This is a genomic window from Mesorhizobium sp. WSM4808, assembly GCF_055811675.1.
The window spans coordinates 236,850-261,911 of sequence record NZ_JBVVQX010000003.1 but is presented as its reverse complement, the minus strand read 5'-3'; the positions used below and the strand labels follow the sequence as shown (position 1 = coordinate 261,911).

The window sequence follows — 25,062 nt, the reverse complement described above, 5'->3', positions numbered from 1 at the left end:
CTCAGAACCTCAGTTTCTGCATGGCCATCATCAGGTCGGTGGAGATGCCGACTGTGAGTGGCTGGGCAAACAGCACGCTGACCGAGGTGACGGCCGATGAAGTCGGGTGGTTGATCTCGTACATGCTGGTGAAGCGGGTCAGGAACTTGCCGAGTTTCTCGGGGTCGGAGAAATCCGAGATGTCGAGTTTTTGCTCGAACAGCTGCGCCTGCTTGTCGACGTCGGCGGTGGCGAAGGAATCGGGCAGGCCGAGCACGGTGCGCACGACACTGGCAAGCGCGGTGTCGGCCAGCACGTCATACCAGCTGGTGATGGTTGGGGCCTTGCGATCGAAGTAAAGCGCCAGCCGCACACCCTGGTTAGCCTGACCGGCATCCTCTTCGAGGGTCTGGCGCATGTATTTGTCGACGGTCGGCTGCTGCGCCGGATTGATGGTGGTGGTGTTTTCGCCATAGGCCTCGAAGTTGAAGGCGGAGGCAAGCGCGGCATAGGTCTTGTCCGTCATCTTGTTGGCGACGCTGTCGGGATCGCGGACGCCGCCCTGCAGAACCCGCTTGATGAGATCCTTGTCCTCCGTCGCGGAATCGAGACCGAATGACGCCAGCGCGTATGTGTAGAGCCGGTTGTTCGACATCAGATCGTCGATCGACTTCACCTTGGTGATGTTGGCGAGATAGTATGTCGTCTCGCCCTTCACATAGGCCGAATTGGGATCGAGGCCGGCGATCTGGGCCTGGATGGCATAGTTCTTGGTCACCAACTGCTGTGTCTTGTTGTAGATGGTCGCATCGGCGCCGTTGGCGGCGAAGTTGAAGGCGCTGACGAATTCGGCGTAACGCTTGTCGGTCAGCTTGTTGGCGAAGCTGTCGGGATCGGAGACGCCTTCCTTGAGTGCCTTGACCATGAAGGCCTTGGCGTAGTCCATGTCCTCCAGCCCGTAGGCCTTCATGGCATACTTGAACAAACGGTCGTTTTTGACGAAATCGTCGATCGATTTCACCTTGGTGATATTCGCGAGATAATATTTGGTGTCGCGATCAACCACGGGCTGCTGCTCGATCCTGTCGATCGATTTTGAAATGTCCTTGGTGATGAGCTGGTAGCTGATAAAGGTATTGAGCAAAGACGTGCCTCCGGCCGAAGCTATGCCGGCACAATACCCCTACTTCCTTGCGCGAAACTGAATCGCTTCCACGCCCTCGATTCAAGCCTCACACAAGGCACGGGGACTATCCCTAGCTCCTGATGTGAAATGCGGAAGGACCTGTCGTGGGCATTCTGATTGGACTGGTGGTAACGCTCGGCTGCGTCCTCGGCGGCTTCATGGCCATGGGCGGCCATCTTCACGTGCTGATCCAGCCATGGGAGGCCGTGATCATCTGTGGCGCGGCTTTTGGCACCTTCCTCGTTGCCAATCCGATGAAGACGGTCAAGGACACCGGCAAGGCCATTCTCGAAGCCTTCAAGCAGGCGGTGCCGAAGGAACAGGACTATCTCGAGACGCTCGGCGTGCTGCACTCGCTGATGCGCGAGCTGCGCTCGAAATCCCGCAGCGAGGTCGAGGCGCATATCGACAATCCGGAAGAGTCGGCGATTTTCCAGGCGTTCCCAACCGTGCTGCACAATCATGACCTGACGCATTTCATCTGCGACTACTGCCGCATCATCATCATCGGCAATGCCCGCTCGCACGAGATCGAGGCGCTGATGGACGAAGAGATCCAGACCATCAGGTCCGACAAGATGAAGGCCTATCACGCGATGGTGGCGGTGGGCGATGGCCTGCCGGCGCTCGGCATCGTCGCCGCCGTGCTCGGCGTGGTCAAGGCGATGGGCGCGCTCGACCAGTCGCCGGAAATCCTCGGCGGTCTGATCGGTGCCGCACTTGTCGGAACGTTCCTCGGCATCTTCCTGTCCTATTCGGTGGTCGGGCCGGTCGCCACCAAGATCAAGACGGTGCGTGAGAAGAAGAACCGCCTCTATATCATCGTCAAGCAGACGCTGCTGGCCTACATGAACGGCGCGCTGCCGCAGGTGGCGATCGAGTTCGGCCGTAAGACCATCTCGTCCTATGAACGGCCGACGATCGATGCCGTCGAGCAGAGCACGATGAATACCGGCACCGTCGAAAAGAAGGCCGCCTGAACGATGCGCGATAGATCGGTCCCAGCACTGTCATGACCAGTCCGGGCAGCCCAGCGGAAGCGCGTTCGCTGATCATCGAGCGTCTGGTCGGCGACAGCGGCGAGGCCGCGCAGGTCATCGACGCAGGCCGCGCCATGGCCGAACGCGCCGTACCGCTGTTGCAGAAAAGCCTGACCAGCGAGCTTGGCGTTCCGGTCGTCGTCGACCTCAAAGCGATCGAGGTCAGCCGCGTTCCCGAGGCGCGTTCGCGTGCCGGCGACACGTTTGCCATGACCGTGATCGGCTCGTCGGCGTCCTCTGATGCGATGACCCTGGTGATCGATGCTCCGGCGATCGCGATCATGGTCTGCACGCTGTTCGGCGGCGACCCGGATCTGCCGGCATCGCCGATCGAACGCGATCTGTCGCAGATCGAAATCGATGTTTCGACCATGGTGTTCCAGCAGGTCGCGCAGGCCCTCAACGGATCGGGAAAGCGCTCGCTCGACCTGCGCCTGCCCGCGCCGCGAGCAATGTCCGGCACCGAGGCGAAGCGGTATGTGCTGCGCGATGGCGCGGCAATCCGTATCGTGCTTGGCATCTCGACGCCGGCCGACAGTGGCACCGTCACGGTGACGATGCCGCAGCGCGTCGTGCTGGCCAGCCGCGACGGAGCCGTGCCTGTCAGCGACGACGATCACGGCCCCAGCTGGCGCGCCCGCTTTTCGGAAGAGGTGATGCGCTCCACCGTGGCGCTCGAGGCCACTATGCCGCTGGCGCGGCTGACGCTCGGCGACCTCGCCGGTTTCGAAATCGGCGACGTCATCGAATTCGAGGAAACGGCCCAGTCCCAGGCGCGTCTCAGCGCACGGGGCAAGACGCTGTTCGTATGCGAGTTCGGCAAACTGGGACAGAATTACACCGTCCGGATCAGGCATCCTTACGACGCCGGGCAGGACTTTATCGACGGGCTGATGCCGGCTGCCGCCGGACGCGCCTGAGCATTTGGAGACGATCATGGCCAAAACCAAGGCGGAAGCCGACCTCGACCAGCCGGACGAGCAACTCGATCGCGCCATCGAAGAGTTGCGCGGTGTCCTGCATGAAGAGGAGCAACGCCCCGATGCGGCCTTCAGCGCGGCCTCATCAGCCAATTCGAGCGTGATCATGAACATCCCCGTCGATGTCCAGATCATCCTCGGCAGCACCGAGATGCCGGTCTCCGACCTGATGGCGTTGCAGAAAGGGTCGACCGTGGCGCTCAATCGCCGCATCGGCGAACCTGTCGACGTCGTGGTCAACGGCCGCAAGATCGCGCGCGGCGAGATCACCGTGCTGGAAAGCGATCCGTCGCGGTTCGGCATCAGGCTGACCGAAATCATCGCCGGCACGAAGGGCGCCTAGACATGGTTTGCGGGGCTTGCCGGTGGCAGCGGAGGCGAGTGGCATGACGACGCCGGTGACCTTGACCCGCGCGCAGAAGGCGGCCGCCATACTTGTGGCGATGGGCAAGCCGTCGGCCAGCCGCCTGCTGAAATTCTTCAAGCAGGAAGAACTGAAGGCCCTGATCGAGGGCGCCCGCCTGCTGCGGACGATTCCGCAAAGCGATCTTGAGCGCATCGTCGCCGAGTTCGAGGCCGAGTTCACGGAAGGAGCGGGATTGCTTGATTCCGCCGACAGGATGGACACCATCCTCAACGAATCGCTCTCGCCCGAAGAGATGAGCGCGATCATGGGCGACAAGAAATTCGAGGTCGCACCGGAAGGCCCGCCGCCGATCTGGCCCGAACTCGAAAAGCTCGAACCGGCGCGGCTTGGTGCCTTCCTGGCCGGTGAGCATCCGCAGACGGCGGCCATGGTGTTGTCGAAGCTGGCGCCGCAGGTGGCGGCCAACGTGCTGCTGACACTGACCAAGCCGATGCGTGGAGAAATCATCAAGCGCATGGTGACGATGGCCAATGTTCCCGACGCTGCCGCCAGGATCGTCGAAAACCGGCTGCGCACCAGCGTGCTGGCGGAAACCTCGACCAAGGACACCTCGGCCGGGCAGGCGCGTGTCGCCAGCGTTCTCAACGAACTCGACAAGCCGCTGCTCGAGGAGGTCATGCAGGATCTGGAAGCAGCCGGCACGCCTGATCTCGACGGTGTGAGGGCCCGCCTGTTTGCTTTCGACGACTTGCCGTTGCTCACCCAGAAAGCCCGGGTGCTGCTGTTCGACGGGCTGTCGACGGAGTTGGTCACGCTGGCCCTGCGCGGCACTTCGGCCGCACTCGCAGAATCGGTGCTGTCGGCCATCGGCGCCCGCTCGCGGCGCATGATCGAAGCCGAACTCGGACAGGGCTCGGACGGGGTCCCTCTCGCCGACATCACGGCGGCCCGCAAGACGATCGTTACGACGACGATCCGCCTGTCGCGCGAAGGCGCCTTCGAACTGCCCTCGACCCAAGACGCCGCCTAAGGCCGCGCCATGGCTGACGCGGTCGACAAGGATTCGAAAACCGAAGAGGCGACGGAAAAGAAGATCCGCGACACCATCGAACAGGGCAAACTGCCCCATTCGCGGGAGACAGCGCTCCTTGCCTCGTTCGTTGCCATCCTGGTGTTCACCGTCTTCTACGCCAAGGATGCGATCATCGATCTCGGCATGTTCCTGTCGATGTTCCTGGAGAAGCCGGAAGCCTGGCCGATGGACACCGAGACCGACGTCATCGCGCTCTACAAGATCGTCCTCCTCGAGGTTGGCCGCGCCGTCCTGAGCCTGATGGTGCTGCTGACCGTCGCCGGCGTCGGCGCCTCGGTGTTCCAGAACATGCCGCAATTCGTAGGCGAGCGGGTCCGGCCGCAACTCTCGCGCATTTCGATCGCCAAGGGGTGGAACAGGCTGTTCGGCATCCAGGGTTGGGTCGAGTTCCTGAAGTCACTCGGCAAGGTCGGGTTTGCCATCGTCGTGCTGAGCTTCACGCTGTCGGAAGACCACCGAAAGCTGCTCGCCGGGATGATCACCAATCCGGTCGCCTTCGGTCTCGTCATCCGCGGCATCGCCGTCGACATCCTGGTGGCGATCGTCTTCGTCATGGGGCTGATCGCGGCAATCGACATCGTCTGGTCGCGCTTCCACTGGAAGCAGGATCTGCGCATGAGCAAGCAGGAGGTCAAGGACGAGTTCAAACAGTCCGAGGGCGACCCGATCGTCAAGTCGCGGCTGCGCTCGCTGGCGCGCGACCGGGTGCGCAAGCGGATGATGACGGCGGTGCCGCGCGCGACGCTGATCATCGCCAACCCAACGCACTTCTCGATCGCGCTGAAATATGTGCGCGACGAGGACTCGGCACCCATGGTGCTGGCCAAGGGGCAGGATCTGGTGGCGCTGAAAATCCGCGAGATCGCGCGGGAACACAACATCCCGGTCTTCGAGGACGTGGCGCTCGCCCGCTCCATGTACAAGCAAGTTTCGGTCGATAGTGTGATCCCGTCACAATTCTACCAGGCCGTCGCCGAACTGGTGCGGATCGTCTACTCGAAAAAGGCTGAGCGCAGACAGATTTCATGAACCGGCAACCGCACGCAAAATCTCGCGAGATCATCGTCGCCAGCGCCATCGAGCAGGTGGTGGGGGAACTCAGGCTGATCGATGTCGCCGACTACATCGCCTTTATCCGGCTGGAGCATTTCGCGTGCCTGTCGGACCTGGTCGATTCAGCGGTCGAGTTGTTCTTCATGCCGGGCACTCTGCGGCTCGGCCATGGCGGCGAGGCGCATGTTGACTGGAGCGGCAGCCCGCGCATCGTGCTCGATCTGGAACTGAGGCCGCCCGGCGTCACCGTCTATTTCCAGCTGACGCTGAGCGAGCTCGGCGCTTCGGTGGCGGTCAACTACGTGTCGTTCGAGAAGCCGGGCGAAGACCCGGAGCACAATACGGCGCTGCTCGAGGCGGTGATCGAACAGGCGCGCATCCGCAGGGTCGAGCCGCTCGCCTATCGCTGACGTCGGTCGCTATCGAGCTGCCTGTCGAAAACCCCTATTCGATCAAGCCCAGCCGCAGCGCCTTGGCCACGGCCTGGTTGCGATTGACGGCGTTGAGCTTCTGGGTCGATTGGGTCAGATACTGGTTAGCGGTGTGCACCGATAGTTTCAGGAGCCGCGCGATCTCTTCGCTGGTGTTGCCGTTGGCGGTCAGCTTCAGGCATTCGAGCTCGCGCTTGGAGATTGCCCGCATGCGGCCGGTATCGCCCGGACGGATGCGGGCGACGGCGGCGAACAGCGAAAAGCAGCGGGCGTGTATTTCGTAGAGCGCATCCTGCTGCAAGGTCATCTCCGAGCCCAGGAATACGACAAGACCGCATTGGCCGCGGTCGGCGTGCACGGGAAAAGCGATGCCGCTGGTTCCGGGCACCAGCGCCGCCATCTGCTCGGTCCAGGCGAGAGTGGTAAACAGCTCCACCATGGCAAGGACGCCGTCATCCGTCCACCAGCGCGGTTCGGTCGAGAGGCGGGTGTGGCGCACGATCTCCTCGCCGTTGGCGCCTGAGATGAACTTGGTCGCCACGGCAATGCCCGGATAGTCGGAATCAAAGCATGGCACGAGCCGCGCCCGCTCGGGCGAGGGGCTTACGAAGAAGAGGCCGAAAGCCGAGGCATTCATGTCAACGGCGATCCAGCGGCAGCGGCGCACGGCATCGGGAATGGTGACCGCGTGATGGGTTTCGGAGCCAAGGGTGAAGGCCCCGAACGGGTTGCGCTGCTCGTTGAAAAGGGCTTCGGCCGTTTCCTTGATATCGGCGTGTTTCAAATGATGCCGCTCCTGATCGCCGTGGCGATGGCCATCGCGCGGTTGCTGGCCGCAAATTTCTGGATGGCGTGGGTGATGTAGCTGTTGACGGTGTTGGAGGAGACGCCAAGGATGACGGCGACCTCGTCGGTGGTCTTGCCTTCGGAAACCCAGAACAGGCATTCGCGCTCGCGATCCGACAACGGATCCTGCATGGCGGCAGCGGCAATCAGTTGCGGGATGTGCGAGAGCGCGTAGCAGCATTTCAGTTGCGCCCGCATCAACGCCGGCTGGTCGATGCTGCCGGCGGTCGCCGCAGAGAACAGGGCGAACAGGCGCTGGCGACCGACATTAAGGCGCAGCGAATAGATTTCGGCATGGCCGAGCACGTCGAGAAGGCGGGCTTCCTCTCCGGTGATCAATCCGTCTGTTTCTGGTGCCCGGGATGCCACGAGCGGATGTGGACGGATACCTGGCGCGACGGTGAGCGCGCCTTGCGCGAGCCCGGCGATCAGCCGCTTGCCGATCAGTTCGATGGCATCGAAAATCCAGTTGGAGGAGACGATGCGCGCATCGTTGCGGTCCTGGTCGTGGACAATGGCGACCAACATGTAGCTGTCGGCCCCGATCTCGGCGGTCAGTTGCATGAAAAAGCTGGTGAGATCGCCGCGCGACGTCAGGCGCGAGCCCAATGTGTCGGATTGAAGAAGTGCGGCGGGACTGCTCATTCTTGTTGCTTTTGGCCGGAATCGTTTCTGCTGTCCGGATGCTGGGAGCCAGCCGCCGAACCCGAATACGCATTACTTTGACGAAGACACACGCGTGGCGCAGGGCTGCGCCGAACCAAATCCCGAATCCATTCAGGGAACGCGAAGCCGTCCGCGTCTGGTGCCGGAAAAGCTCCGGAACAAGAGACTTTGGGTGGTCGCCGCGCCCCCCAAGGACCGGCTGATTCGGGTCTAATCTACCCGCAGTTGAATCTGACATCAAACGCGATTTGACAAAATCGAATCCGGTGGACTCACGTGCGACTCAGAGGTCGGTTTTCGCGCCTCGGACAGAAGACCGGGACGCGAAAATCTTCGCCGGCCATTTCGGCAGCCGGTCGATTTCCCCAGGCTAGGGAGTATTTGAATGGACGGGCGCGCCGGTGCTGGCGCCGAACGCTAAGGCCTTGGCCTGATCGTGGGAGCCGGGCGATGTTGCCGCCCGGTCCCGGTGGCCTTTTGCTTATGCCTGTCGTTGTCCCAAAACCGCTAGATGCTCCGGGACGACAGGCATTTACCGATCCTCGAACCCGGTCAGCACGCCGACCGCGTTGATGCCGATCTCCTCGACGGCATAGCCGCCTTCCATGACGAACAGCGTCGGCAGGCCGAGCCCGGCGATGCGGCGGCCGATCTTGGGATAGTCCGATGTCTTCAGCTTGAACTGGCTGATCGGGTCCTTCTCGAACGTATCGACACCCAGCGAGACGATGACGACATCCGGTGCATAAGCGGTGAGCCTGGCGCAGGCATCCTCGAGCGAGGCGTTCCATGCATCCCAGTCGGTGCCGAAGGGCATCGGATAGTTGATGTTGAAGCCTTCGCCGGCACCCGCGCCGCGTTCGTCGGCATGGCCGAGGAAGAACGGGTACTCGACCATCGGATCGCCATGCAGATTGAGCACCTGGACGTCTGCACGGTCGTAGAAGATCTCCTGCGTGCCGTTGCCGTGGTGATAGTCGACGTCGAGGATCGAGATGCGTCTGGCGCCCTGGTCGCGGAACCATTGCGCGGCGACGGCGGCGTTGTTGATGTAGCAATAGCCGCCCATGAAGCCAGCCCCGGCATGGTGGCCGGGCGGACGGCAGAGCGCGAAGGCGGAAGCCTCGCCATCCTTGACCAGGCAGGCGGCGGTCAGCGCCACGTCGTAGGAAGACTTGATCGCAGCCCATGTGCCTTCGACGAAGGTGGCGCCGGCATCGAAGGAATAATAGCCGAGCAGTGCGTCGATGCGCTTTGGCGGCACGTCGCCGCGCAGGCCGCGCGTCGGCCAGGTGAAGGGCATCGCCGTGCCCGTGAGGCCTGCTTGCAGCCATTGCGGCCAGACCGTCGGGAGAAAGTCGATATAGTCCGATTTGTGGATGCGCTTGGCGGCGGCGAGGTCATGTTCGTGCGGCGCGATGATGGGACCCAGTTTCTCGCTTTCGACCCGTGCCTTGATGAATTCGGCCCTCGATGGCTTTTCGAAACCCGGCACGATGGCTGATGTGACCAGTTCCATTTGGCCGGCATGGCCGGCGTGAAGGGGGGAGAAAACAGTCTTCATAAATTCCTCTCGAAGTGCGAAATCAGTCAAGATTCAAGATTGAGATAAGGGCTCACCAGAGCGAGCCACATTCTTTCCACATCGTCCTCGATGAGGTCGTATGTCTTGCGGTCTCTTTTCAGCCCGACAAGCCGGCAGGCGTGCCCGACGTCCATCATCAGCACGCCGAGCCGGCTGGCGATCTTGTTTTCAAGCGCCGGGTTCACATGCTGCAGCCATGCGGCGTAGAGCGCGATGATCTGCTCGTCATATTCGTTCTGGATCGGCCTGAGGTCGGCATTGCCTGAAATGGCCTCGATCACCGGCATCAGGCTGGCGTTTTCGAGGTAGAGTCTGGACGTGTCGATGAAGAGCTTGCGCACTTCGCGCCGAAACTCTTCACGGTTGGTGGGCGGGGCGACCTTGATACGCTTGGCGATCACCTCGGGAAAGGATGACAGCCAGCGCCGGGCGAGGTCCAGAAGAATGGCTTCCTTGTTGGGAAAGTATTGGTAGATCGAACCAACCGACAAGCCTGCGCGCTGCGCAATGGCGAGCGTCGTCGGCGTCTTGGTTCCTTGCTCCCGCGTCAAGACCAGCGCTGCGTCGAGAATCCGGTCGACCACCTTGCTGGAGCGTTGTTGCCGCGGCTGTTTGCGCGGTTCGAGCGCTATCCTGGTTTTGCGGTCGAGACTGCGCTTCACGCTTGATGTCCTCGTTCCCCGCCCGGTCTCAACATGGTGGGAGCTTGCTGTCCACAATACATTCCAGATTCGGTATGTTGACAAACGCGAATAATCAGTCGCATTCTTTATCCACGCTGCCTCTTGGGATGACAAGGGGAATTTCCAAGACAGCGCACTGGCATTCTTTTTCGTCCATGGCGTCGCTCCGGTGGGGTGGCAGGTCGTTGGACAAGAGGGTTTGTCGGTCCCAGTCAGTCGTCAAAAGCGCGGAGTTGCGATGTCTGTCACAGGTGCGGGTCACAATGCGGATCTGATCGTCATCAACGGTCTCGTGCAGACCATGGACGACGACAATCCCACCGCCGAGGCTGTCGCCGTCAAGGATGGCGCAATCATCGCCATCGGCAGCCGTGCCTCCATCGAAGAGTTCAAGGGACCGGCCACCAGGGTCATCGACGCCAAGGGCGGTTCGGTGGTCCCGGGGTTCATCGAAGCCCATATGCATCTGTTTTCGGGCGGGGCTGAACTTGCCCACCTTCAACTCACCGGTATTCATGGCTTCGAGGCGCTGCAGAAGGCGATCCGCGACTATGCGCCGACCCGGCCCGACGCGAAGATGCTGGTCGGCCAGGGCGTCGACTACACCGTGCTCGGCAGCGAGCGCGTGACGCGCCATCACCTCGACGCCATCTTGCCCGATCGCCCGTTCTGCATGGCGGCGCCCGACCATCACACCATGTGGGCCAACACCAAGGCGCTGGAAATGGCCGGCATCCTGCAGGGGCGCACGCTTGGTCCGGGCAATGAGATCGTCATGGGTGACGATGGTCTGGCCGCCGGTGAATTGCGCGAAGGCGAGGCCTTTGGCCCGGTGCTCGATCTTGCCGGCGAAGGCCGGGTGCGGCTGGGGCTGTCGACCGGCGGCGAGCCGGACCCGATGCCGACGACGGCGGAGCGGGACGCCGACCGCGACATCATGCGGCGCGGGCTCGCCTGGTGCGCCCGCCACGGCATCACCTCGATCCAGAACATGGACGGCAATCTCTATCAGCTTGAGCTGCTGGCCGAGATCGACGCCGAGGAAGGCTTGCCCTGCCGCGTCAAGATCCCGTTCCACTACAAGAATTTCATGACACTCGACATGCTCGCCAAGGCGTCTGATATGGCCGAACGCTACAACAGCGAATGGCTGTCGTCGGGCATGGTCAAGGTGTTCTACGACGGCGTTCTCGATTCCTGGACAGCTGTCATGGTCGAGCCTTATGCCGACCGGCTCGACTGGGTGGGCGAGCCGCTGTTCACGCCGCAACAGTTCATCGATCTGGCCGTCGCGGTCGACAGACGCGGGCTGCAGATCGCCGTGCATTCGATCGGCGACGGCGCGGTGCGCGCGGTGCTCGACGGTTATGAGGCGGCGCAGAAGGCGAACGGCAAGCGCGACAGCCGTCACCGCGTCGAGCACATCGAGGTCACCACCACCGCTGATGTGCCGCGTTTCGCCGAACTCGGCGTCATTGCCTCCATGCAACCGCCGCATCCGCCGGGCGCAATGGATTTTCCACTGGAGCCGACGGTATCGCGCATCGGACCGGCGCGCTGGCCGCTGAGCTATGCCTGGCGGACCTTGAAGGATGCCGGCGCGCATGTCGTCTTCGCATCCGATTGGCCGGTGTCGCCGATCGATCCGATCCTGGGCATTCAGGCGGCAGTGTTGCGCAAACCGTGGGCAGAAAGCGACCCGGACCAGAGTTTCTCACTGCATGAAGCGATCGCCGGTTACACGATCGAGGGCGCCTACGCCGAATTCGCCGAGCACCGCAAGGGCACGCTGAAATCAGGCTACATGGCCGATCTGGTGGTTTTGTCGATGGATATCGAGAACACCGCCCCGGCCGACCTGCACAAGGTGCGGCCGGTGACGACGATTTGCGGCGGCAAGGTCACCTATCAGGCCTGACTATGGCATGGGGCTTGCAGGCCTCAATGACTGATTGAACTGTGGCCCAATGCCGGGCTTGCCAACCCACCGGCCATGTGGTCACATCGAACAGGGGAAGAGCTCCGCCAGCAAGAGCGGGGTCAACAGTGAGGCGTAATCGTGCCGGACAAACCGGATCGGAATGCGATTGAAGTAGTAAACGTCAGCAAAATTTTCGGATCAGGTGAGGGGCAGGTAGCTGCCCTCGACACGGTCTCGGTATCCATCCGCGAGAACGAATTCTTCACGTTGCTGGGGCCATCCGGCTGCGGCAAGACGACGTTGCTCAGGCTGATCGCCGGCTTCGACTTTCCAACCGCCGGTGAAATCCTGCTCTACGGCCAGGACATCGCGCCGCTGCCGCCCTTCAAGCGGCCGGTCAACACTGTTTTCCAGTCTTATGCGCTGTTCCCGCACATGACGGTCGCCGACAATATCGGCTTTGGCCTGGAAATGCTGGGCAAGCCGAAGGCCGAGATCAAGGCGCGCGTCGCCGAGATGCTGAAGTTGGTCAAGATGGAGGCACTCGCCGGTCGTCGCACCAGCCAGATCTCCGGCGGCCAGCAGCAGCGCGTGGCTTTGGCCCGCGCTTTGGCGCCGCAGCCGAAGGTGCTTTTGCTCGATGAGCCGCTGTCGGCGCTTGACTACAAGCTGCGCAAGGAGATGCAGATCGAGTTGAAACGGCTGCAGCACGAGACCGGTATCACCTTCATCTTCGTCACCCACGACCAGGAAGAGGCGCTGACCATGTCAGACCGCATCGCGGTGATGTCATCGGGCAAAATCCTGCAGGTCGGTTCGCCCTGGGATATCTACGACAAGCCGGCGGAGCGCTTCGTCGCCGACTTCATCGGTGAAACCAACTTCCTCACCGCCGCCATCAGCGAGATGGCCAACGGCAAGGCGCGCGCCACGCTCAAATCCGGTGCGACCATCGAGGCGACCGTGGCCCAGGGTTTCCAGCCCAAACCCAACGCCACGGTGGTGGTTCGGCCCGAACACGCCAAGCTGACCAAGGCCAAGGGCGAACTGTCGGGGACGGTCGAAAACATCGTCTATTTCGGTACCGACACCCACATCCATGTTCATCTCGACAGTGGCGAACTCTTCACCGTACGCCAGCAGAACACGCGCAGCGCGGGCTGCGGTTTCGAGAAGGGCGACGCAGTCGGCATCCTCATCGGCAGCGATGCCGCTCAGGTTCTGAAGGACTGACGATGGCGACCGCGGAAGAAGTCGCCAAGGCAGCGGAGCGGCGCGATGTCCGTGACCGCTGGCTTTTGTCAGCGCCAGCGCTGCTGGTCATTTGCCTCGCCGCGACCGGCCCCTTGCTGATCGTGCTCGTCTACTCGTTCCTGACGCCAGGCTCCTATGGCGACGTGAAGTGGCAGTTCTCGCCGGAAGCTTGGGTATCGGTGTTTCTGGAACGCGATATCTTCGACGACACGCTTTCGATCGCCGCCGCCCACGTCACCATCTTCCTGCGCTCGATCAAGCTCTCGGTGGTGACGACGATCGCCACTTTGGTGCTTGGTTTCCCGACCGCCTATTTCATGGCGACGCGCAGCGAAAAGACCCGCGATCTCTGGCTGTTCCTGATTACCATTCCGTTCTGGACCAACCTTTTGATCCGCACCTTCGCGGTGCTGCAGATCATCCGCAACGAAGGCATCGTCAACACGATCCTGCTCAAGCTCGGCATCATCTCGGCGCCCATCCAGATACTCTACACCGACACGGCGATCCTGATCGGCATGGCCTATGTCTACCTGCCACTGATGGTGCTGCCGATCTATGCCAGCATGGAAAAGCTCGATTTCCGGTTGGTCGAGGCGGGGTACGACCTTTACGCGTCGCGCTTCCAGGTGCTGCGGCGGATCATCTTTCCGCTGGTCAAGCCGGGGGTCATCGCCGGCTCCATACTGGTCTTCATTCCAGCACTTGGCGCCTATGTGACACCGAGCGTTCTTGGCGGCGGCAAGAACATGATGTTGTCCAACCTGATCGAACTGCAGTTCGGGCAGGGCCGCAACTGGCCACTCGGCTCGGCGCTGTCGATCGCCGTCATGATCATCGTCATGGTGGCGCTGCTTGCCTATGTGCGCAATGCCGGAAGATCGGGGGTGCGTCATGGCTAAGAACTTTTTCATCAAGCACCAGCCAGGATTCACCGCGATCGCCGCGACCTGCTTTATCGTGCTGTACCTGCCGATCATCGTGCTGGTCATCTATGCCTTCAACGCGGCGAGCTCGACCTCCGAATGGGGCGGCTTTTCGCTGAAATGGTTCCAGTCGGCATGGCAGAACACGCAGGTCGTCGATGCCACGCTGCGTTCTTTCCAGATTGGCTCCATCGCGGCGGTGCTCTCCACGATCTTTGCCACCATGGCGGCGCTCGCCACCACCCGCACCGCGCCCTATCCCGGCCTCACCTTCAAATATGCGGCGATCAACCAGCCGCTGATGGTGCCCGAGATCGTCACCGGCGTGGCGCTGCTGATCTTCTTCTCGCGCATCAAGATCTTCACCGGCTATTCCGGCATCGGCTATCTGGTCGCCGCACACACGGCGTTCTGCATTCCCTTTGCCTATTTGCCGATCCGGGCGCGGCTTGAGAATATGGACCTGACGCTGGAGCGTGCCGCAGCCGACCTCTACGCGACGCCCTGGAAGGCTTTCCGGCGCATCACGCTGCCGCTTCTGTGGCCCGGCATCCTGGCCGGGCTGATGCTGGCCTTCGTCATCTCGCTCGACGATGTCGTCATCACCGAGTTCGTCAAATCGGGCGGCCAGGACACGCTGCCCACCTACATGCTCGGCCAGATCCGCCGCGGCATCACACCCGAGATCAACGCGATATCGACCGCCTTCCTGCTGCTTTCGGTCGCGATCGTCACGTTGTTTTTCTTCGTCAGCAGGAAACGAGACTGAACCGAAAAATGGGAGTTAAAACCATGAACTGGAAGACAACAGCAACCGCCATGGGGTTGGCGTTGCTCGCCTCGACGGGCCTGGCCCGCGCCGACGGCGTGCTCAACATCTACAATTGGGGCAACTACACCAGCCCCGACGTGATCAAGAAGTTTGAGGCCAAATACAACGTCAAAGTGACCATCACCGACTACGATTCCAACGACACCGCGCTGGCCAAGGTTCGCCAGGGAGGCACCGGCTTCGACATTGCGGTGCCGTCGCAGACCTACGTGCCGATCTGGATCAAGGAAGGCCTCATCCAGGAGACCGATCCTGGCAAGATGGAAAACTTCAAGAACGTGGCGCCGGAATGGGCCAATCCCGATTTCGATCCGGGACGCAAATACAGTGTTCCATGGGCGTGGGGCACGATCGGCGTGGTCGTCAATACCGATGCCTACAAGGGGCCGGCCGATAGCTGGGGCATCATCTTCAACACGCCTGACGAGCTCAAGGGCAAGGTCAATGTCGTTCCGGAGATGGGCGATGTGATGTTCGCCGCGATCAAGTATGTCGGCGGCCAGCAATGCACCGACGACAAGGCGGTGCTGAAGAAGGTGCGCGACCTGTTGGTGGCGGCCAAGCCGAACTGGATCGCGATGGAATACAACACCATCGAGAAGATGGGCGCCGGCGACTTCAAGGCGACCAGCGACTGGAACGGCTCGGCGCTGCGCCAGCGGCTGGCCAACCCGGCCATCCACTACAACTATCCGAAAGAAGGCTTCGGCCTGTGGAGCGACAACGTCGTCGTTCTTAAGGAAGCCAAGAACGTCGAGAACGCCAAGCTTTTCCAGAACTTCATCATGGACCCGGAAAACGCGGCAGGTCTCTCGGCCTTCCATCGCTACGCCAATGCCATCACCGGCTCGGACAAGTACATGCCGGCCGACATGAAGGACGCGCCCGAAGTCATCATTCCGGCCGCGGACAAGCCACGTGGCGAGCTGCAGCAGATGTGCTCGCCGGAGACCCAGGAAATTTACACCAAGATCTGGACCGAGTTGCAGAAATAAACTGGGTTCGACGGACCCGGCGGCACACGCCGCCGGGTCCGTTTTCATGTTCAAGGGACTCGGCCGTCATGGACTCCTATCGCAATTCCGATCCGCGGCCGCCGATCATGCAGGGCTCGCCGCCCGCCATGGTACCGCCGAAGCTCGACTGGGACCGGCCGCCGTGGAACCGCTGGGCGTTCCAGCACATCCGTGAAATTCTGCCGACCGCCGAAGTCTGGCGCGGCAACGGCCATCGCCACCGCTTCGAACGCGCCGAGGCCGATCTCGACGGGCTGGCGGTCGAGGACAGCGAGGGCATGCCGACGACGCTCGCCGGGTTGCTCGACGAGACCTATACGGACGGCTTTCTGGTGCTCAAGGACGGCAAGGTCGCCTATGAGCGCTATTTCAACGGCATGGATGAGCGCACGCTGCACTTGTCGCAGTCGATGGCGAAGTCCGTTACCGGTTCGGTGTTCGGCATACTGGTCGGGCGCGGCCTGATCGATCCGGCCAGACTGGTAACAGATTACCTGCCGGAACTCGGCGTTACCGGCTGGACCGGCGCCAGCGTCCAGCATGTGCTGGACATGACCAGCGGCGTCCGTTTCTCAGAGGAATATACCGACCGCTATTCCGACATCGGCCAGGTCGATGTCGCCACCGGCTGGAAGCCGGTGCCGCCGGACAGCGATCCGGCCTTTCGTTGGCCCTCGCACATGTTCGAGCTGATCCTCGGCTTGAAGGACACGATCCGCCCGCACGGGGCTCAATTCGAATACCGCTCGATCGAGACCGACGTGCTTGCCTTCATCATGGAGCGGGTGACGGGCAAACGGCTGCCGCAGGTAGTTTCGGAAGAACTCTGGCAAAAGCTCGGCGCTGATGAAAGCGCCTGCTTCACGGTCGATAGCGCCGGCTATGCGGTGGCCGACGGTGGCTTCAACGCGACGCTGCGCGACTATGGCCGCTTCGGCCAGCTGATCCTCGACAATGGTGGCGGCGTCGTGCCGGCCGGCTGGGTCGAGGCGACGCGCAACGGCAGGCATGGGCCGGACTTCAGCCCCAGCCTGCCGGAGGGCAGCTATCGCAACCAGTTCTGGATCGAGGATCCGCGCTCGCGCGCACTGATGTGCCGCGGCGTGTTCGGTCAGATGATCCATATCGACTGGAACACCGGAATGGTCGTGGTGAAGCTTTCGACCTGGCCGGATTTCGCCAATGGTGCCTATTCCATAGCGACGCTGAAGGCCGTGCACGCTATCGCCGCCACGGCACTTCGCTGAGCCCCCACAAGGAAGAAACGACCCGGAAGGAAACGCCATGACCGGCAAGACCGTGTTCGAGACCCGCTATGGCTTCCGGCGCAACCAGGTGGTGCTCGCCAACTGGCGCGAGAACCCGTTCAACCGGTGGTCGTTCCAGAATCTCGGCGAACTGGTGCCGACCGCCCGCGTGGCGGCGACGTCGGGCGTTGTCGAAACCCCCGTGTGCGATATGGGCGGGCTGCTCGGCGAGAAGGTCACGGTGGCCGGCATATCGGAGACAGTGGCTGAATTTCTCGCGCGTTCGAGCACCGACGCACTGACGGTGATGAAAGACGGCAAGATCGTCGGCGACTGGTTCGCCCCGCATATGGATTTCGGCGCCCGCCACATCATCTTTTCGATCAGCAAGTCGCTGACCGCCATCATTGCCGGCATTCTGGAAGGCGAGGGCGTATTCGACCCGGAAGCGCCGGTGACGGCCTACATCCCTGAAGCCGCCGGCTCGGCCTATGGTGATGCGAGCGTGCGGCATGTGCTCGACATGAGCGTCAGCCTCGATTTCGAGGAAGCCTATCTCGATCCGGAGAGCGCTTTCGCCCGCTATCGTCGCGCCACGCTGTGGAATCCGGGCGGCGGCACGGAGAGCCTGCGCGAATTCATTTTGACCCTGCAACGCCTTGCAGAGCCGCATGGCCAGACCTTCCGCTACCGCTCGCCGAATTCCGACCTGCTCGGCCTGCTGCTCGAGCGCGCGTCGGGCCAGCGGTTCACCGACCTGATGCGCGAGAAGCTGTGGCTGCCGCTGGGCGCTGTCAGCGAAGCTTCGATCGGCGTCGACATGGAAGGCACGGCGCGCACTGCCGGCGGCATTTCGGTGACGCCGCGCGATCTGGCGCGTGTTGGCGAGATGATGCGGCAAGGCGGGGTGGCCAATGGCCGCCGCATCGTGCCGGAAGCCTGGGTGCGCGATACGGTTGCTAGCGGCGGCAGTTCCGAGGCTTGGCAGCGCGGCGCGATGCAGCCGCTGTTCCCGAAGGGCCGCTATCGCAACAAATGGTACCAGACGGGCTTGCCGAACGGCGCCTATTGCGGCATCGGCATTCATGGCCAGTGGCTGTATGTCGATCCCAGGACCAAAGTGGTGATCGCCAAGATGTCGTCGCAGCCCGAGCCGGTCGACGATCCGCTCGATGTCGAAATCGTCGCCTTCTTCGAGGCGCTGAGCCGGATGGTCTGATCCTCGCCTGGCCGCCACATTAGCGCGCGCTTTCCTGTGGACCCGCCGGGCTCATGGAAACGCGGCGGTTGGCGGACCGGACGTCTGCGCCTATGGTCGCCGCTCTTTGGACGAGAGCAGGTACGACATGGCATCCGACATCAAGCGCATTGCAGCCATCATCGCGGCCGAGATCAGCGCGCGGCCCGAACAGGCGGCCGCGGCGATTGAACTGCTCGATGAGGGCGCGACAGTGCCGTTCGTGGCGCGCTACCGCAAGGAAGTCACCGGCGGGCTCGACGACACGCAATTGCGCGATCTTGCCGAACGCCTTGCCTATCTGCGTGAGCTCGATGCGCGCCGCGACACCATCCTTGGCTCGATCCGCGAACAGGGCAAGCTGACCGAGGAGCTTGAAGGCAAGATCGTCGCCGCCAGCACCAAGGCGGAACTTGAGGACATCTACCTGCCCTACAAGCCCAAGCGCCGGACCAAGGCCGAGATCGCCAGGGAGCGCGGGCTGGGGCCGCTGGCCGAAGCCATCTTGGCGAACCGCTCATTGGTGCCTGCCGAACTGGCACTGGCCTATGTCAGCGAAGAGGTGGCCGATACCAAGGCAGCGCTCGAAGGGGCGCGCGACATCCTGTCGGAACAATTCGCCGAGAATGCCGATCTGGTCGGCAAATTGCGCAGCTACATGAAGGAGCGCGCCTTCATGCGCGCCAGGGTGGTCGACGGCAAGCAGGAAGCCGGTGCGAAATTCTCCGACTATTTCGACCATGTCGAGCGCTGGGCAAATGTGCCGAGCCATCGCGCGCTGGCGATGCTGCGTGGCCGCAACGAGGAGGTGCTTTCGCTCGACATCGAGGCCGATGCCGATGATACGTCGCCGGTGAAGCCGCTCGAGCGGATGATCGCCAATGCCTATGCCATCGGAGGCAGCCTGCCGGGTGACCGCTGGCTGATGGAGGTGGCGGGCTGGACCTGGCGGATAAAACTGTCGCTGCACCTGACTCTCGATTTGATGCGCGATCTGCGCGAGCGGGCCGAGGAAGAGGCGATCCATGTGTTCGCCCGTAACCTCAAGGATTTGCTGCTGGCGGCGCCCGCCGGTTCGCGCGCCACTATGGGGCTCGACCCCGGCATCCGCACCGGCGTCAAGGTGGCGGTGGTCGACGGCACTGGCAAGGTGCTGACCACGACGACCGTCTACCCGTTCCCGCCCAGGAACGATGTGCGCGGCACGCAGGCGGAGCTCGCCAAGCTCATCCGGCTGCACAAGGTCGAGCTGATTTCGATCGGCAACGGCACCGGCAGCCGCGAGACGGAAAAGCTGGTCGCCGACATGCTGTCCGACATGCCGGCTGATGGTGGCCCGAAGCCGCTGAAAGTGATCGTCAGCGAGGCGGGCGCCTCGGTCTATTCGGCATCGGCGACGGCGGCGGCGGAATTCCCCGGTCTCGACGTGTCGTTGCGCGGCGCGGTGTCTATCGCCCGGCGCCTGCAGGATCCCTTGGCCGAACTGGTCAAGATCGAGCCCAAATCGATCGGCGTCGGCCAGTACCAGCATGATGTCGACCAGTACCGGCTTGGCCGCTCGCTGGAAGCGGTGGTGGAAGACGCGGTCAACGCCGTCGGCGTCGATCTCAACACCGCCTCGGCGCCGCTGCTGGCGCGCGTTTCAGGTCTCGGCGCGTCTCTGGCCGACGCGATCGTCGCCCATCGCGATGCGACCGGGCCCTTCGCCAGCCGGAAAGATCTGCTCAAGGTGCCGCGGCTCGGACCTCGGGCCTTCGAACAATCTGCCGGCTTCCTGCGCATTGCCAATGGCAGCGAGCCGCTCGATGCCTCGTCGGTGCATCCGGAGGCCTATGGCGTGGCGAAGAAGATCGTCGCCGCCTGCGGGCGCGATGTGCGGTCGTTGATGGGCGATAGTGCCGCGCTGAAGGCACTCGACCAGCGCGTCTTCGTCGACGAGCGTTTCGGCCTGCCGACGGTGCGCGACATCCTGGCGGAGCTGGAAAAGCCCGGCCGCGACCCGCGCCCAGGCTTCAAGACGGCGACCTTCGCCGATGGCGTCGATGACATCAAGGATCTGAAGCCCGGCATGCTGCTTGAAGGCACGGTCACCAATGTGGCCGCCTTCGGCGCCTTTGTCGATATCGGAGTGCATCAGGACGGGCTGGTGCATGTCTCGCAACTGGCCGACCGGTTCATCAAGGACGCGCATGAGGTCGTGAAGGCCGGCGATGTGGTCAAGGTGCGGGTCGTCGATGTCGACATCAAGCGCAAGCGCATCGCGCTCTCCATGCGCAAGGATGGCGGCGAGGGTGGCGCACCGCGTGGCGGGCCACGCGACAATGGTGGCGGCAGGCCGGCACCACGTTCGCCGGCACCGCAGCAACGTCAGCCGGAGCGACCGGCACAGCAAGGCGCATTCGGCGCTGCGCTGGCGGATGCGCTGAAGCGGAAGTAGCTACCACGCCAGAACGGCCGGCTCCTTCTCGACCCGGCCCAGCAGCCAGTCGCGAAAACTGGCGACTGGCGGATGGCCGCGCTTGTCATGCGGGACGACGAGGTAATAGGCGCTCCGGCTTTGCATGGGGTGGCCTGGCGCCGGCACCAACTGGCCGCGCTGCAATTCGCCTGCAATGAGGATCAGCGGCAGCAGCGCCACGCCGAGCCCCGCCATGCAGGCCTGGGCGGCGGTGCCGAACTGCTCGAACTGCATGCCCGGTCCGTTCGGCGCGCTCAGGCCCTGATGCTCGAACCATTCGGTCCAGGCGCCAGGACGCGTCGCCATGTGCAGCAGCGGCAGGCGGCCGATATCGGCCGGTGAGGCGATGGCGCGACCGGCGAGGAATTCGGGCGACACGACCGGCGCCACGGTTTCGCGCACCAACAGTGTCGAGTCGGCCTCAGGCCAGTCCGGCAGGCCATAGTGGATGGCGGCATCCAGCCTCTCCCTGGCAAAGTCGAAGCGGCCGACGCGAGTGACGAAATTGATGGTGATATCGGGATTGTTTTCGACGAAATCGGGGATCATCGGCATCAGCCAGCGCGTGCCGAAGGTCGGCAGAATGGCAAGGTTCAGGATGCCGCTATGCCGATTGCTCATCAATCCAAGGGCTGCGTCACGCAACTGGCCAAGTGCCGAACGCACCGCCTCGGCGTAGATTTCGCCCGATGTCGACAGCCTGACATTGCGGCTGTCGCGTTCGAACAGCCGGCGGCCGAATTGGTCCTCAAGCGATCTGATCTGCCGGCTGACTGCGCCCTGGGTCAAATCGAGCTCCTGGGCGGCAGCGGTGAAACTGCCCAGCCGGGCCACAGCCTCGAAGGCGGCAAGGGCGCTTATGTTGGGCAAAAGGCGGCGTTGGACACTCATGATCCATTCCTAGAGCTCATTGATCGGTGAATCAATTTCGTTTGATTTTTTCGAGACGCAGGCCGATAGAACGGGCCAACATTTTGCTTTTTGCTTCATGCATGTCATCGTTTTGAGCGACATGCATTGGTTTGGGAGAAACGCGATGGCCGCCGACAAGAACGCATTCGCCTGGGAAGATCCGTTCCTGATCGAGGGCCAGCTTTCGGAAGACGAGCGCATGGTGCGCGACGGCGCGGCCGCCTTCGCCGCCGACAAGCTGGCGCCGCGGATCGAGGACGCCTACCTCAACGAAACTTTCGATACCGCGATCTTCCGCGAAATGGGCGAGGCCGGCCTGCTCGGCATCAACATCCCCGAGGAATTCGGCGGGCTTGGCGCGAACTACGTCACCTATGGGCTGGTCGCGCGGGAAGTCGAACGTGTCGACTCGGGTTATCGCTCGATGATGTCAGTGCAGTCGTCGCTGGTGATGTATCCGATCTACGCCTATGGCTCGGACGAACAGCGCAAGAAGTACCTGCCCAAGCTTGCCAGCGGCGAGTGGATCGGCTGTTTTGGCCTGACCGAGCCGGATGCCGGCTCCGACCCGGGCGGCATGAAGACACGCGCCGAGAGGATAGCCAACGGCTACAAGCTGTCCGGTTCGAAGATGTGGATTTCCAACGCGCCGGTCGCCGACGTGTTCGTCGTCTGGGCGAAGCTGAAGGGCGAGAACGGCAAGGACGAGATCCGTGGCTTCGTGCTGGAAAAGGGCATGAAGGGGCTTTCGGCGCCGAAGATCGGCGGCAAGCTGTCGCTGAGGGCGTCGATCACCGGCGAGGTGGTGATGGAAGGCGTCGAGGTCGGCGAAGACGCGCTGCTGCCCAACGCAAAAGGCCTTGGCGGACCGTTCGGCTGCCTCAACCGGGCTCGCTTCGGCATTTCCTGGGGCTCGATGGGCGCCGCCGAGGATTGCTGGCACCGCGCCCGCCAATACGGTCTCGATCGCAAGCAGTTCGGCAAGCCGCTGGCCGGCACGCAGCTCTACCAGAAGAAGCTGGCGGATATGCAGACCGAGATCGCGCTTGGGCTGCAGGCATCCTTGCGCGTCGGGCGACTGCTGGATGAAGGCAAGATGGCGCCGGAAATGATCTCGATCGTCAAGCGCAACAATTGCGGCAAGGCGCTCGACATCGCCCGCCAGGCCCGCGACATGCATGGCGGCAACGGCATCCAGATCGGCTACCACGTCATGCGCCACGCGCAGAATCTGGAGACGGTCAACACCTATGAAGGCACGCATGACGTGCATGCGCTGATCCTGGGACGGGCGCAGACGGGGATACAGGCGTTTTTCTGAGCCGGCAACCGTTGCTTAAATTAGGTGCACCGCAACATCTCTGCTTGGAGAATGGTCGCCAGATGTGTCAGGGTTCAGCGAAATCGTTTGAAACGCTGAATTCCGGGGCTCCATGGCAATTCTGGCAGCTGTCTACCACCTGACCCACTACAAGTACGACCGGCCGGTGGTTCTCGGGCCCCAGATCATCAGGCTGCGGCCGGCGCCGCATTCCCGCACCAAGGTGCTGAGCCATTCGCTCAAGGTCGAGCCGGCCAACCACTTCGTCAATCTGCAGCAGGACCCCTACGGCAACTTCCTAGCCCGCTTCGTGTTTCCGGAGCCGGTGACGGAGTTGAAGATCGAGGTCGACCTCGTCGCTGACATGACGGTCTACAATCCGTTCGATTTCTTCGTCGAGCCGTCGGCCGAGGCATTTCCATTCGAGTACTCGGAAGAAATCCGCGACGATCTCGCCATCTATCGCACGCCGGAACCGGCGGGACCGCTGCTGTCGGCGCTGCTGAACACCATCGATCGCAGCGCTGCCAACACCGTCAATTTCCTGGTGGACCTCAATGCGCGGCTGCAGCGCGAGATCGCCTATATCGTGCGCATGGAAACCGGGGTGTTCTCGCCGGATGAGACGTTGGCCGCGAAAAAGGGGTCATGCCGGGATTCAAGCTGGCTGCTGGTGCAGATCCTGCGCAATCTCGGCATCGCCGCGCGCTTCGTCTCCGGATATCTGATCCAGTTGAAGCCCGATCTGATCGCGCTCGACGGTCCGCCGGGAACGGCGATAGACTTCACCGATCTGCATGCCTGGTGCGAGGTCTATCTTCCCGGCGCCGGCTGGATCGGCTTCGATCCGACCTCGGGCCTGCTCACCGGCGAAAGCCATGTGCCGCTGGCCGCCACGCCGCATTTCCGCAACGCGGCTCCCATTTCCGGCATGGCGAGCTTCGCCAATGTCGAATTCGGCTTCGAGATGCGGGTCGACCGCATCGCCGAGCATCCGCGCATCACCAAGCCATTTTCGGACGAAAGCTGGCAGGCGCTCGACGCGCTGGGCAACAAGGTCGATGCAGCGCTTGCCGCCGGCGACGTGCGGCTGACGATGGGGGGCGAGCCGACTTTCGTGTCGATCGACGATTTCGAGTCGGCCGAGTGGAACACCGCCGCCGTCGGTCCCACCAAGCGCGAAAAGGCGGACGAACTGATCCGTAAACTGCGCGAGCGCTTCGCGCCCGGCGGCTTTCTCCATTACGGCCAGGGCAAATGGTATCCGGGCGAAAGCCTGCCGCGCTGGACCTTTTCGCTCTACTGGCGTGCCGACGGCCAGCCGGTATGGAGCGATCCGTCGCTAATCGCACGCGAAAAGAGCGAGGCCGATATCGGCCCGAAGCAGGCCGAAAGCCTGCTCACCGCGATTGCCGGCGAACTCGGCATCGACAAGGCCATGGTCAGCGAAGCCTATGAGGATCCGGCCGAATGGCTGCTCAAGGAAGGCAAGCTGCCTGACAATGTCGATCCGTCCAACTCCAGGCTGGAGGATCCGGAAGAACGCAGCCGTATGGCGAAGGTGTTCGAACGCGGACTGACCAAGCCGTCCGGCTATGTGCTGCCGGTGCAGCGCTGGAATAGCCAGGCATCGGATCCGCGCTGGCGCTCGGAAAAATGGAAGACGCGGCGCGGCCGGCTGTTCCTGGTACCCGGCGATTCACCCGTCGGCTACCGCCTGCCACTCGGCACGTTGCCCTATGTGCCGCCGGAGCAATTCCCCTACATCGTGCCGGTCGATCCGTCGCTGCCACGCGGACCGCTGCCCGCGCGTGAAGCCATCCTGCCCTCGGCGGCTCCGGCTGAACTGGAAGGTGCCGACGAGATGGCGCGCCGCCAGCAAGCGACATCGTTCACCGCTGCGACCGGCCAGCAGGACCGGGTCGAACAAGAGATCACCGAGATCGGCGGGGGGGGGGGGGGGGGGGGGGGGGGGGGGGCGGGCGGGGGGGGGCGGGGGGGGGGGGGGGGGGGGGGGGGGGGGGGGGGG

Annotated in this window: 22 protein-coding genes; 16 read left to right on the top strand and 6 right to left on the bottom strand. The window is 62.9% G+C overall.

Features of this window, described 5'->3' with window-relative positions:
* Window position 1: 1 nt before the first annotated feature.
* The gene (locus tag AC0L2U_RS06530; protein WP_473601599.1) at window positions 2–1,123 is read right to left on the bottom strand and encodes a DUF1217 domain-containing protein; all 1,122 of its coding nucleotides are present in this window, start codon (window positions 1,121–1,123) and stop codon (window positions 2–4) included.
* 146 nt (window positions 1,124–1,269) lie between these two features.
* On the opposite strand from AC0L2U_RS06530, the gene motA reads away from it, so the two are divergent.
* From motA to AC0L2U_RS06500, 6 genes are read left to right on the top strand one after another with little or no spacing between them, the layout of a single operon-like run.
* Window positions 1,270–2,145: a flagellar motor stator protein MotA gene (motA, locus tag AC0L2U_RS06525; RefSeq protein ID WP_127290388.1), complete on the top strand. Its 876-nt coding sequence runs from the start codon at window positions 1,270–1,272 to the stop codon at window positions 2,143–2,145.
* Window positions 2,146–2,177: 32 nt separating this feature from the next.
* Window positions 2,178–3,125: a FliM/FliN family flagellar motor switch protein gene (locus AC0L2U_RS06520; protein WP_127269588.1), complete on the top strand. Its 948-nt coding sequence runs from the start codon at window positions 2,178–2,180 to the stop codon at window positions 3,123–3,125.
* A 16-nt stretch (window positions 3,126–3,141) separates the two neighbouring features.
* Window positions 3,142–3,528, top strand: a complete 387-nt coding sequence (gene fliN, locus AC0L2U_RS06515; RefSeq protein WP_473601598.1) for a flagellar motor switch protein FliN — start codon at window positions 3,142–3,144, stop codon at window positions 3,526–3,528.
* A 43-nt stretch (window positions 3,529–3,571) separates the two neighbouring features.
* Window positions 3,572–4,582 carry a flagellar motor switch protein FliG gene (locus AC0L2U_RS06510; protein WP_027038262.1) on the top strand — a complete coding sequence of 337 codons (1,011 nt, stop codon included), beginning with the start codon at window positions 3,572–3,574 and terminating at the stop codon, window positions 4,580–4,582.
* Window positions 4,583–4,591: 9 nt separating this feature from the next.
* Window positions 4,592–5,674, top strand: a complete 1,083-nt coding sequence (gene flhB / locus AC0L2U_RS06505) for a flagellar biosynthesis protein FlhB (protein ID WP_473601597.1) — start codon at window positions 4,592–4,594, stop codon at window positions 5,672–5,674.
* Window positions 5,671–6,108, top strand: coding sequence for a hypothetical protein (locus AC0L2U_RS06500; protein WP_127380740.1), 438 nt, complete (start codon window positions 5,671–5,673; stop codon window positions 6,106–6,108). The genes flhB and AC0L2U_RS06500 overlap by 4 nt, the downstream gene beginning before the upstream one ends.
* Window positions 6,109–6,142: 34 nt before the next feature.
* Here AC0L2U_RS06500 and AC0L2U_RS06495 read toward each other — a convergent pair whose 3' ends face one another.
* From AC0L2U_RS06495 to AC0L2U_RS06480, 4 genes are all read right to left on the bottom strand, one after another.
* Complete coding sequence (locus tag AC0L2U_RS06495) at window positions 6,143–6,913, bottom strand: response regulator transcription factor (protein ID WP_127271428.1); 771 nt, start codon at window positions 6,911–6,913, stop codon at window positions 6,143–6,145.
* Entirely contained in the window at window positions 6,910–7,620 is a 711-nt protein-coding gene (locus tag AC0L2U_RS06490) for a helix-turn-helix transcriptional regulator (protein WP_127268993.1), read from the bottom strand. The genes AC0L2U_RS06495 and AC0L2U_RS06490 overlap by 4 nt, the downstream gene beginning before the upstream one ends.
* Window positions 7,621–8,173: 553 nt before the next feature.
* Window positions 8,174–9,205, bottom strand: coding sequence for a histone deacetylase family protein (locus tag AC0L2U_RS06485; protein ID WP_127809427.1), 1,032 nt, complete (start codon window positions 9,203–9,205; stop codon window positions 8,174–8,176).
* 26 nt (window positions 9,206–9,231) lie between these two features.
* Window positions 9,232–9,888, bottom strand: coding sequence for a TetR/AcrR family transcriptional regulator (locus AC0L2U_RS06480; protein ID WP_127326863.1), 657 nt, complete (start codon window positions 9,886–9,888; stop codon window positions 9,232–9,234).
* A 259-nt stretch (window positions 9,889–10,147) separates the two neighbouring features.
* Here AC0L2U_RS06480 and AC0L2U_RS06475 point away from each other — a divergent pair, with 259 nt between their 5' ends.
* The 8 genes from AC0L2U_RS06475 (at window position 10,148) to AC0L2U_RS06440 (ending at window position 20,779) form a co-directional block, all read left to right on the top strand.
* On the top strand, window positions 10,148–11,827 hold the full coding sequence (locus AC0L2U_RS06475; RefSeq protein ID WP_473563562.1) for an amidohydrolase: 1,680 nt from the start codon (window positions 10,148–10,150) through the stop codon (window positions 11,825–11,827).
* Window positions 11,828–11,968: 141 nt separating this feature from the next.
* Window positions 11,969–13,063, top strand: a complete 1,095-nt coding sequence (locus AC0L2U_RS06470; protein WP_127380735.1) for an ABC transporter ATP-binding protein — start codon at window positions 11,969–11,971, stop codon at window positions 13,061–13,063.
* Window positions 13,064–13,065: 2 nt separating this feature from the next.
* Window positions 13,066–13,986: an ABC transporter permease gene (locus AC0L2U_RS06465; RefSeq protein ID WP_292694202.1), complete on the top strand. Its 921-nt coding sequence runs from the start codon at window positions 13,066–13,068 to the stop codon at window positions 13,984–13,986.
* Window positions 13,979–14,779 carry an ABC transporter permease gene (locus tag AC0L2U_RS06460; protein ID WP_473601596.1) on the top strand — a complete coding sequence of 267 codons (801 nt, stop codon included), beginning with the start codon at window positions 13,979–13,981 and terminating at the stop codon, window positions 14,777–14,779. Before AC0L2U_RS06465 ends, AC0L2U_RS06460 begins: the two co-directional genes overlap by 8 nt.
* Before the next feature lie 23 nt (window positions 14,780–14,802).
* Window positions 14,803–15,837 (top strand): ABC transporter substrate-binding protein, encoded by a 1,035-nt coding sequence (locus AC0L2U_RS06455; RefSeq protein WP_023809982.1) that lies wholly within the window; start codon window positions 14,803–14,805, stop codon window positions 15,835–15,837.
* Window positions 15,838–15,905: 68 nt separating this feature from the next.
* Complete coding sequence (locus AC0L2U_RS06450) at window positions 15,906–17,105, top strand: serine hydrolase domain-containing protein (RefSeq protein ID WP_127809429.1); 1,200 nt, start codon at window positions 15,906–15,908, stop codon at window positions 17,103–17,105.
* 37 nt (window positions 17,106–17,142) lie between these two features.
* Complete coding sequence (locus AC0L2U_RS06445; RefSeq protein ID WP_292682286.1) at window positions 17,143–18,324, top strand: serine hydrolase domain-containing protein; 1,182 nt, start codon at window positions 17,143–17,145, stop codon at window positions 18,322–18,324.
* A 127-nt stretch (window positions 18,325–18,451) separates the two neighbouring features.
* Window positions 18,452–20,779 (top strand): Tex family protein, encoded by a 2,328-nt coding sequence (locus tag AC0L2U_RS06440; RefSeq protein ID WP_473601595.1) that lies wholly within the window; start codon window positions 18,452–18,454, stop codon window positions 20,777–20,779.
* Here the strand turns inward: AC0L2U_RS06440 and AC0L2U_RS06435 are convergent, their stop codons facing one another.
* Complete coding sequence (locus AC0L2U_RS06435; RefSeq protein ID WP_292133796.1) at window positions 20,780–21,691, bottom strand: LysR family transcriptional regulator; 912 nt, start codon at window positions 21,689–21,691, stop codon at window positions 20,780–20,782.
* Window positions 21,692–21,836: 145 nt separating this feature from the next.
* Between AC0L2U_RS06435 and AC0L2U_RS06430 the strand changes: the two genes are divergently transcribed.
* Entirely contained in the window at window positions 21,837–23,033 is a 1,197-nt protein-coding gene (locus AC0L2U_RS06430) for an acyl-CoA dehydrogenase (protein WP_473601594.1), read from the top strand.
* Between the two features lie 112 nt (window positions 23,034–23,145).
* On the top strand, window positions 23,146–25,062 hold a 1,917-nt coding region (locus tag AC0L2U_RS06425), incomplete at its 3' end, for a transglutaminase family protein (protein ID WP_473601593.1).

What these genes read in the sequence shown, in the direction of transcription:
- AC0L2U_RS06520 (WP_127269588.1), top strand. Translation starts at nt 2,178, where the DNA reads ATGACCAGTCCGGGCAGCCCAGCGGAAGCGCGTTCGCTGATCATCGAG.
- fliN (WP_473601598.1), top strand. Translation starts at nt 3,142, where the DNA reads ATGGCCAAAACCAAGGCGGAAGCCGACCTCGACCAGCCGGACGAGCAA.
- AC0L2U_RS06510 (WP_027038262.1), top strand. Translation starts at nt 3,572, where the DNA reads ATGACGACGCCGGTGACCTTGACCCGCGCGCAGAAGGCGGCCGCCATA.
- flhB (WP_473601597.1), top strand. Translation starts at nt 4,592, where the DNA reads ATGGCTGACGCGGTCGACAAGGATTCGAAAACCGAAGAGGCGACGGAA.
- AC0L2U_RS06500 (WP_127380740.1), top strand. Translation starts at nt 5,671, where the DNA reads ATGAACCGGCAACCGCACGCAAAATCTCGCGAGATCATCGTCGCCAGC.
- AC0L2U_RS06490 (WP_127268993.1), bottom strand. Translation starts at nt 7,620, where the DNA reads ATGAGCAGTCCCGCCGCACTTCTTCAATCCGACACATTGGGCTCGCGC.
- AC0L2U_RS06485 (WP_127809427.1), bottom strand. Translation starts at nt 9,205, where the DNA reads ATGAAGACTGTTTTCTCCCCCCTTCACGCCGGCCATGCCGGCCAAATG.
- AC0L2U_RS06475 (WP_473563562.1), top strand. Translation starts at nt 10,148, where the DNA reads ATGTCTGTCACAGGTGCGGGTCACAATGCGGATCTGATCGTCATCAAC.
- AC0L2U_RS06465 (WP_292694202.1), top strand. Translation starts at nt 13,066, where the DNA reads ATGGCGACCGCGGAAGAAGTCGCCAAGGCAGCGGAGCGGCGCGATGTC.
- AC0L2U_RS06460 (WP_473601596.1), top strand. Translation starts at nt 13,979, where the DNA reads ATGGCTAAGAACTTTTTCATCAAGCACCAGCCAGGATTCACCGCGATC.
- AC0L2U_RS06455 (WP_023809982.1), top strand. Translation starts at nt 14,803, where the DNA reads ATGAACTGGAAGACAACAGCAACCGCCATGGGGTTGGCGTTGCTCGCC.
- AC0L2U_RS06450 (WP_127809429.1), top strand. Translation starts at nt 15,906, where the DNA reads ATGGACTCCTATCGCAATTCCGATCCGCGGCCGCCGATCATGCAGGGC.
- AC0L2U_RS06445 (WP_292682286.1), top strand. Translation starts at nt 17,143, where the DNA reads ATGACCGGCAAGACCGTGTTCGAGACCCGCTATGGCTTCCGGCGCAAC.
- AC0L2U_RS06440 (WP_473601595.1), top strand. Translation starts at nt 18,452, where the DNA reads ATGGCATCCGACATCAAGCGCATTGCAGCCATCATCGCGGCCGAGATC.
- AC0L2U_RS06435 (WP_292133796.1), bottom strand. Translation starts at nt 21,691, where the DNA reads ATGAGTGTCCAACGCCGCCTTTTGCCCAACATAAGCGCCCTTGCCGCC.
- AC0L2U_RS06430 (WP_473601594.1), top strand. Translation starts at nt 21,837, where the DNA reads ATGGCCGCCGACAAGAACGCATTCGCCTGGGAAGATCCGTTCCTGATC.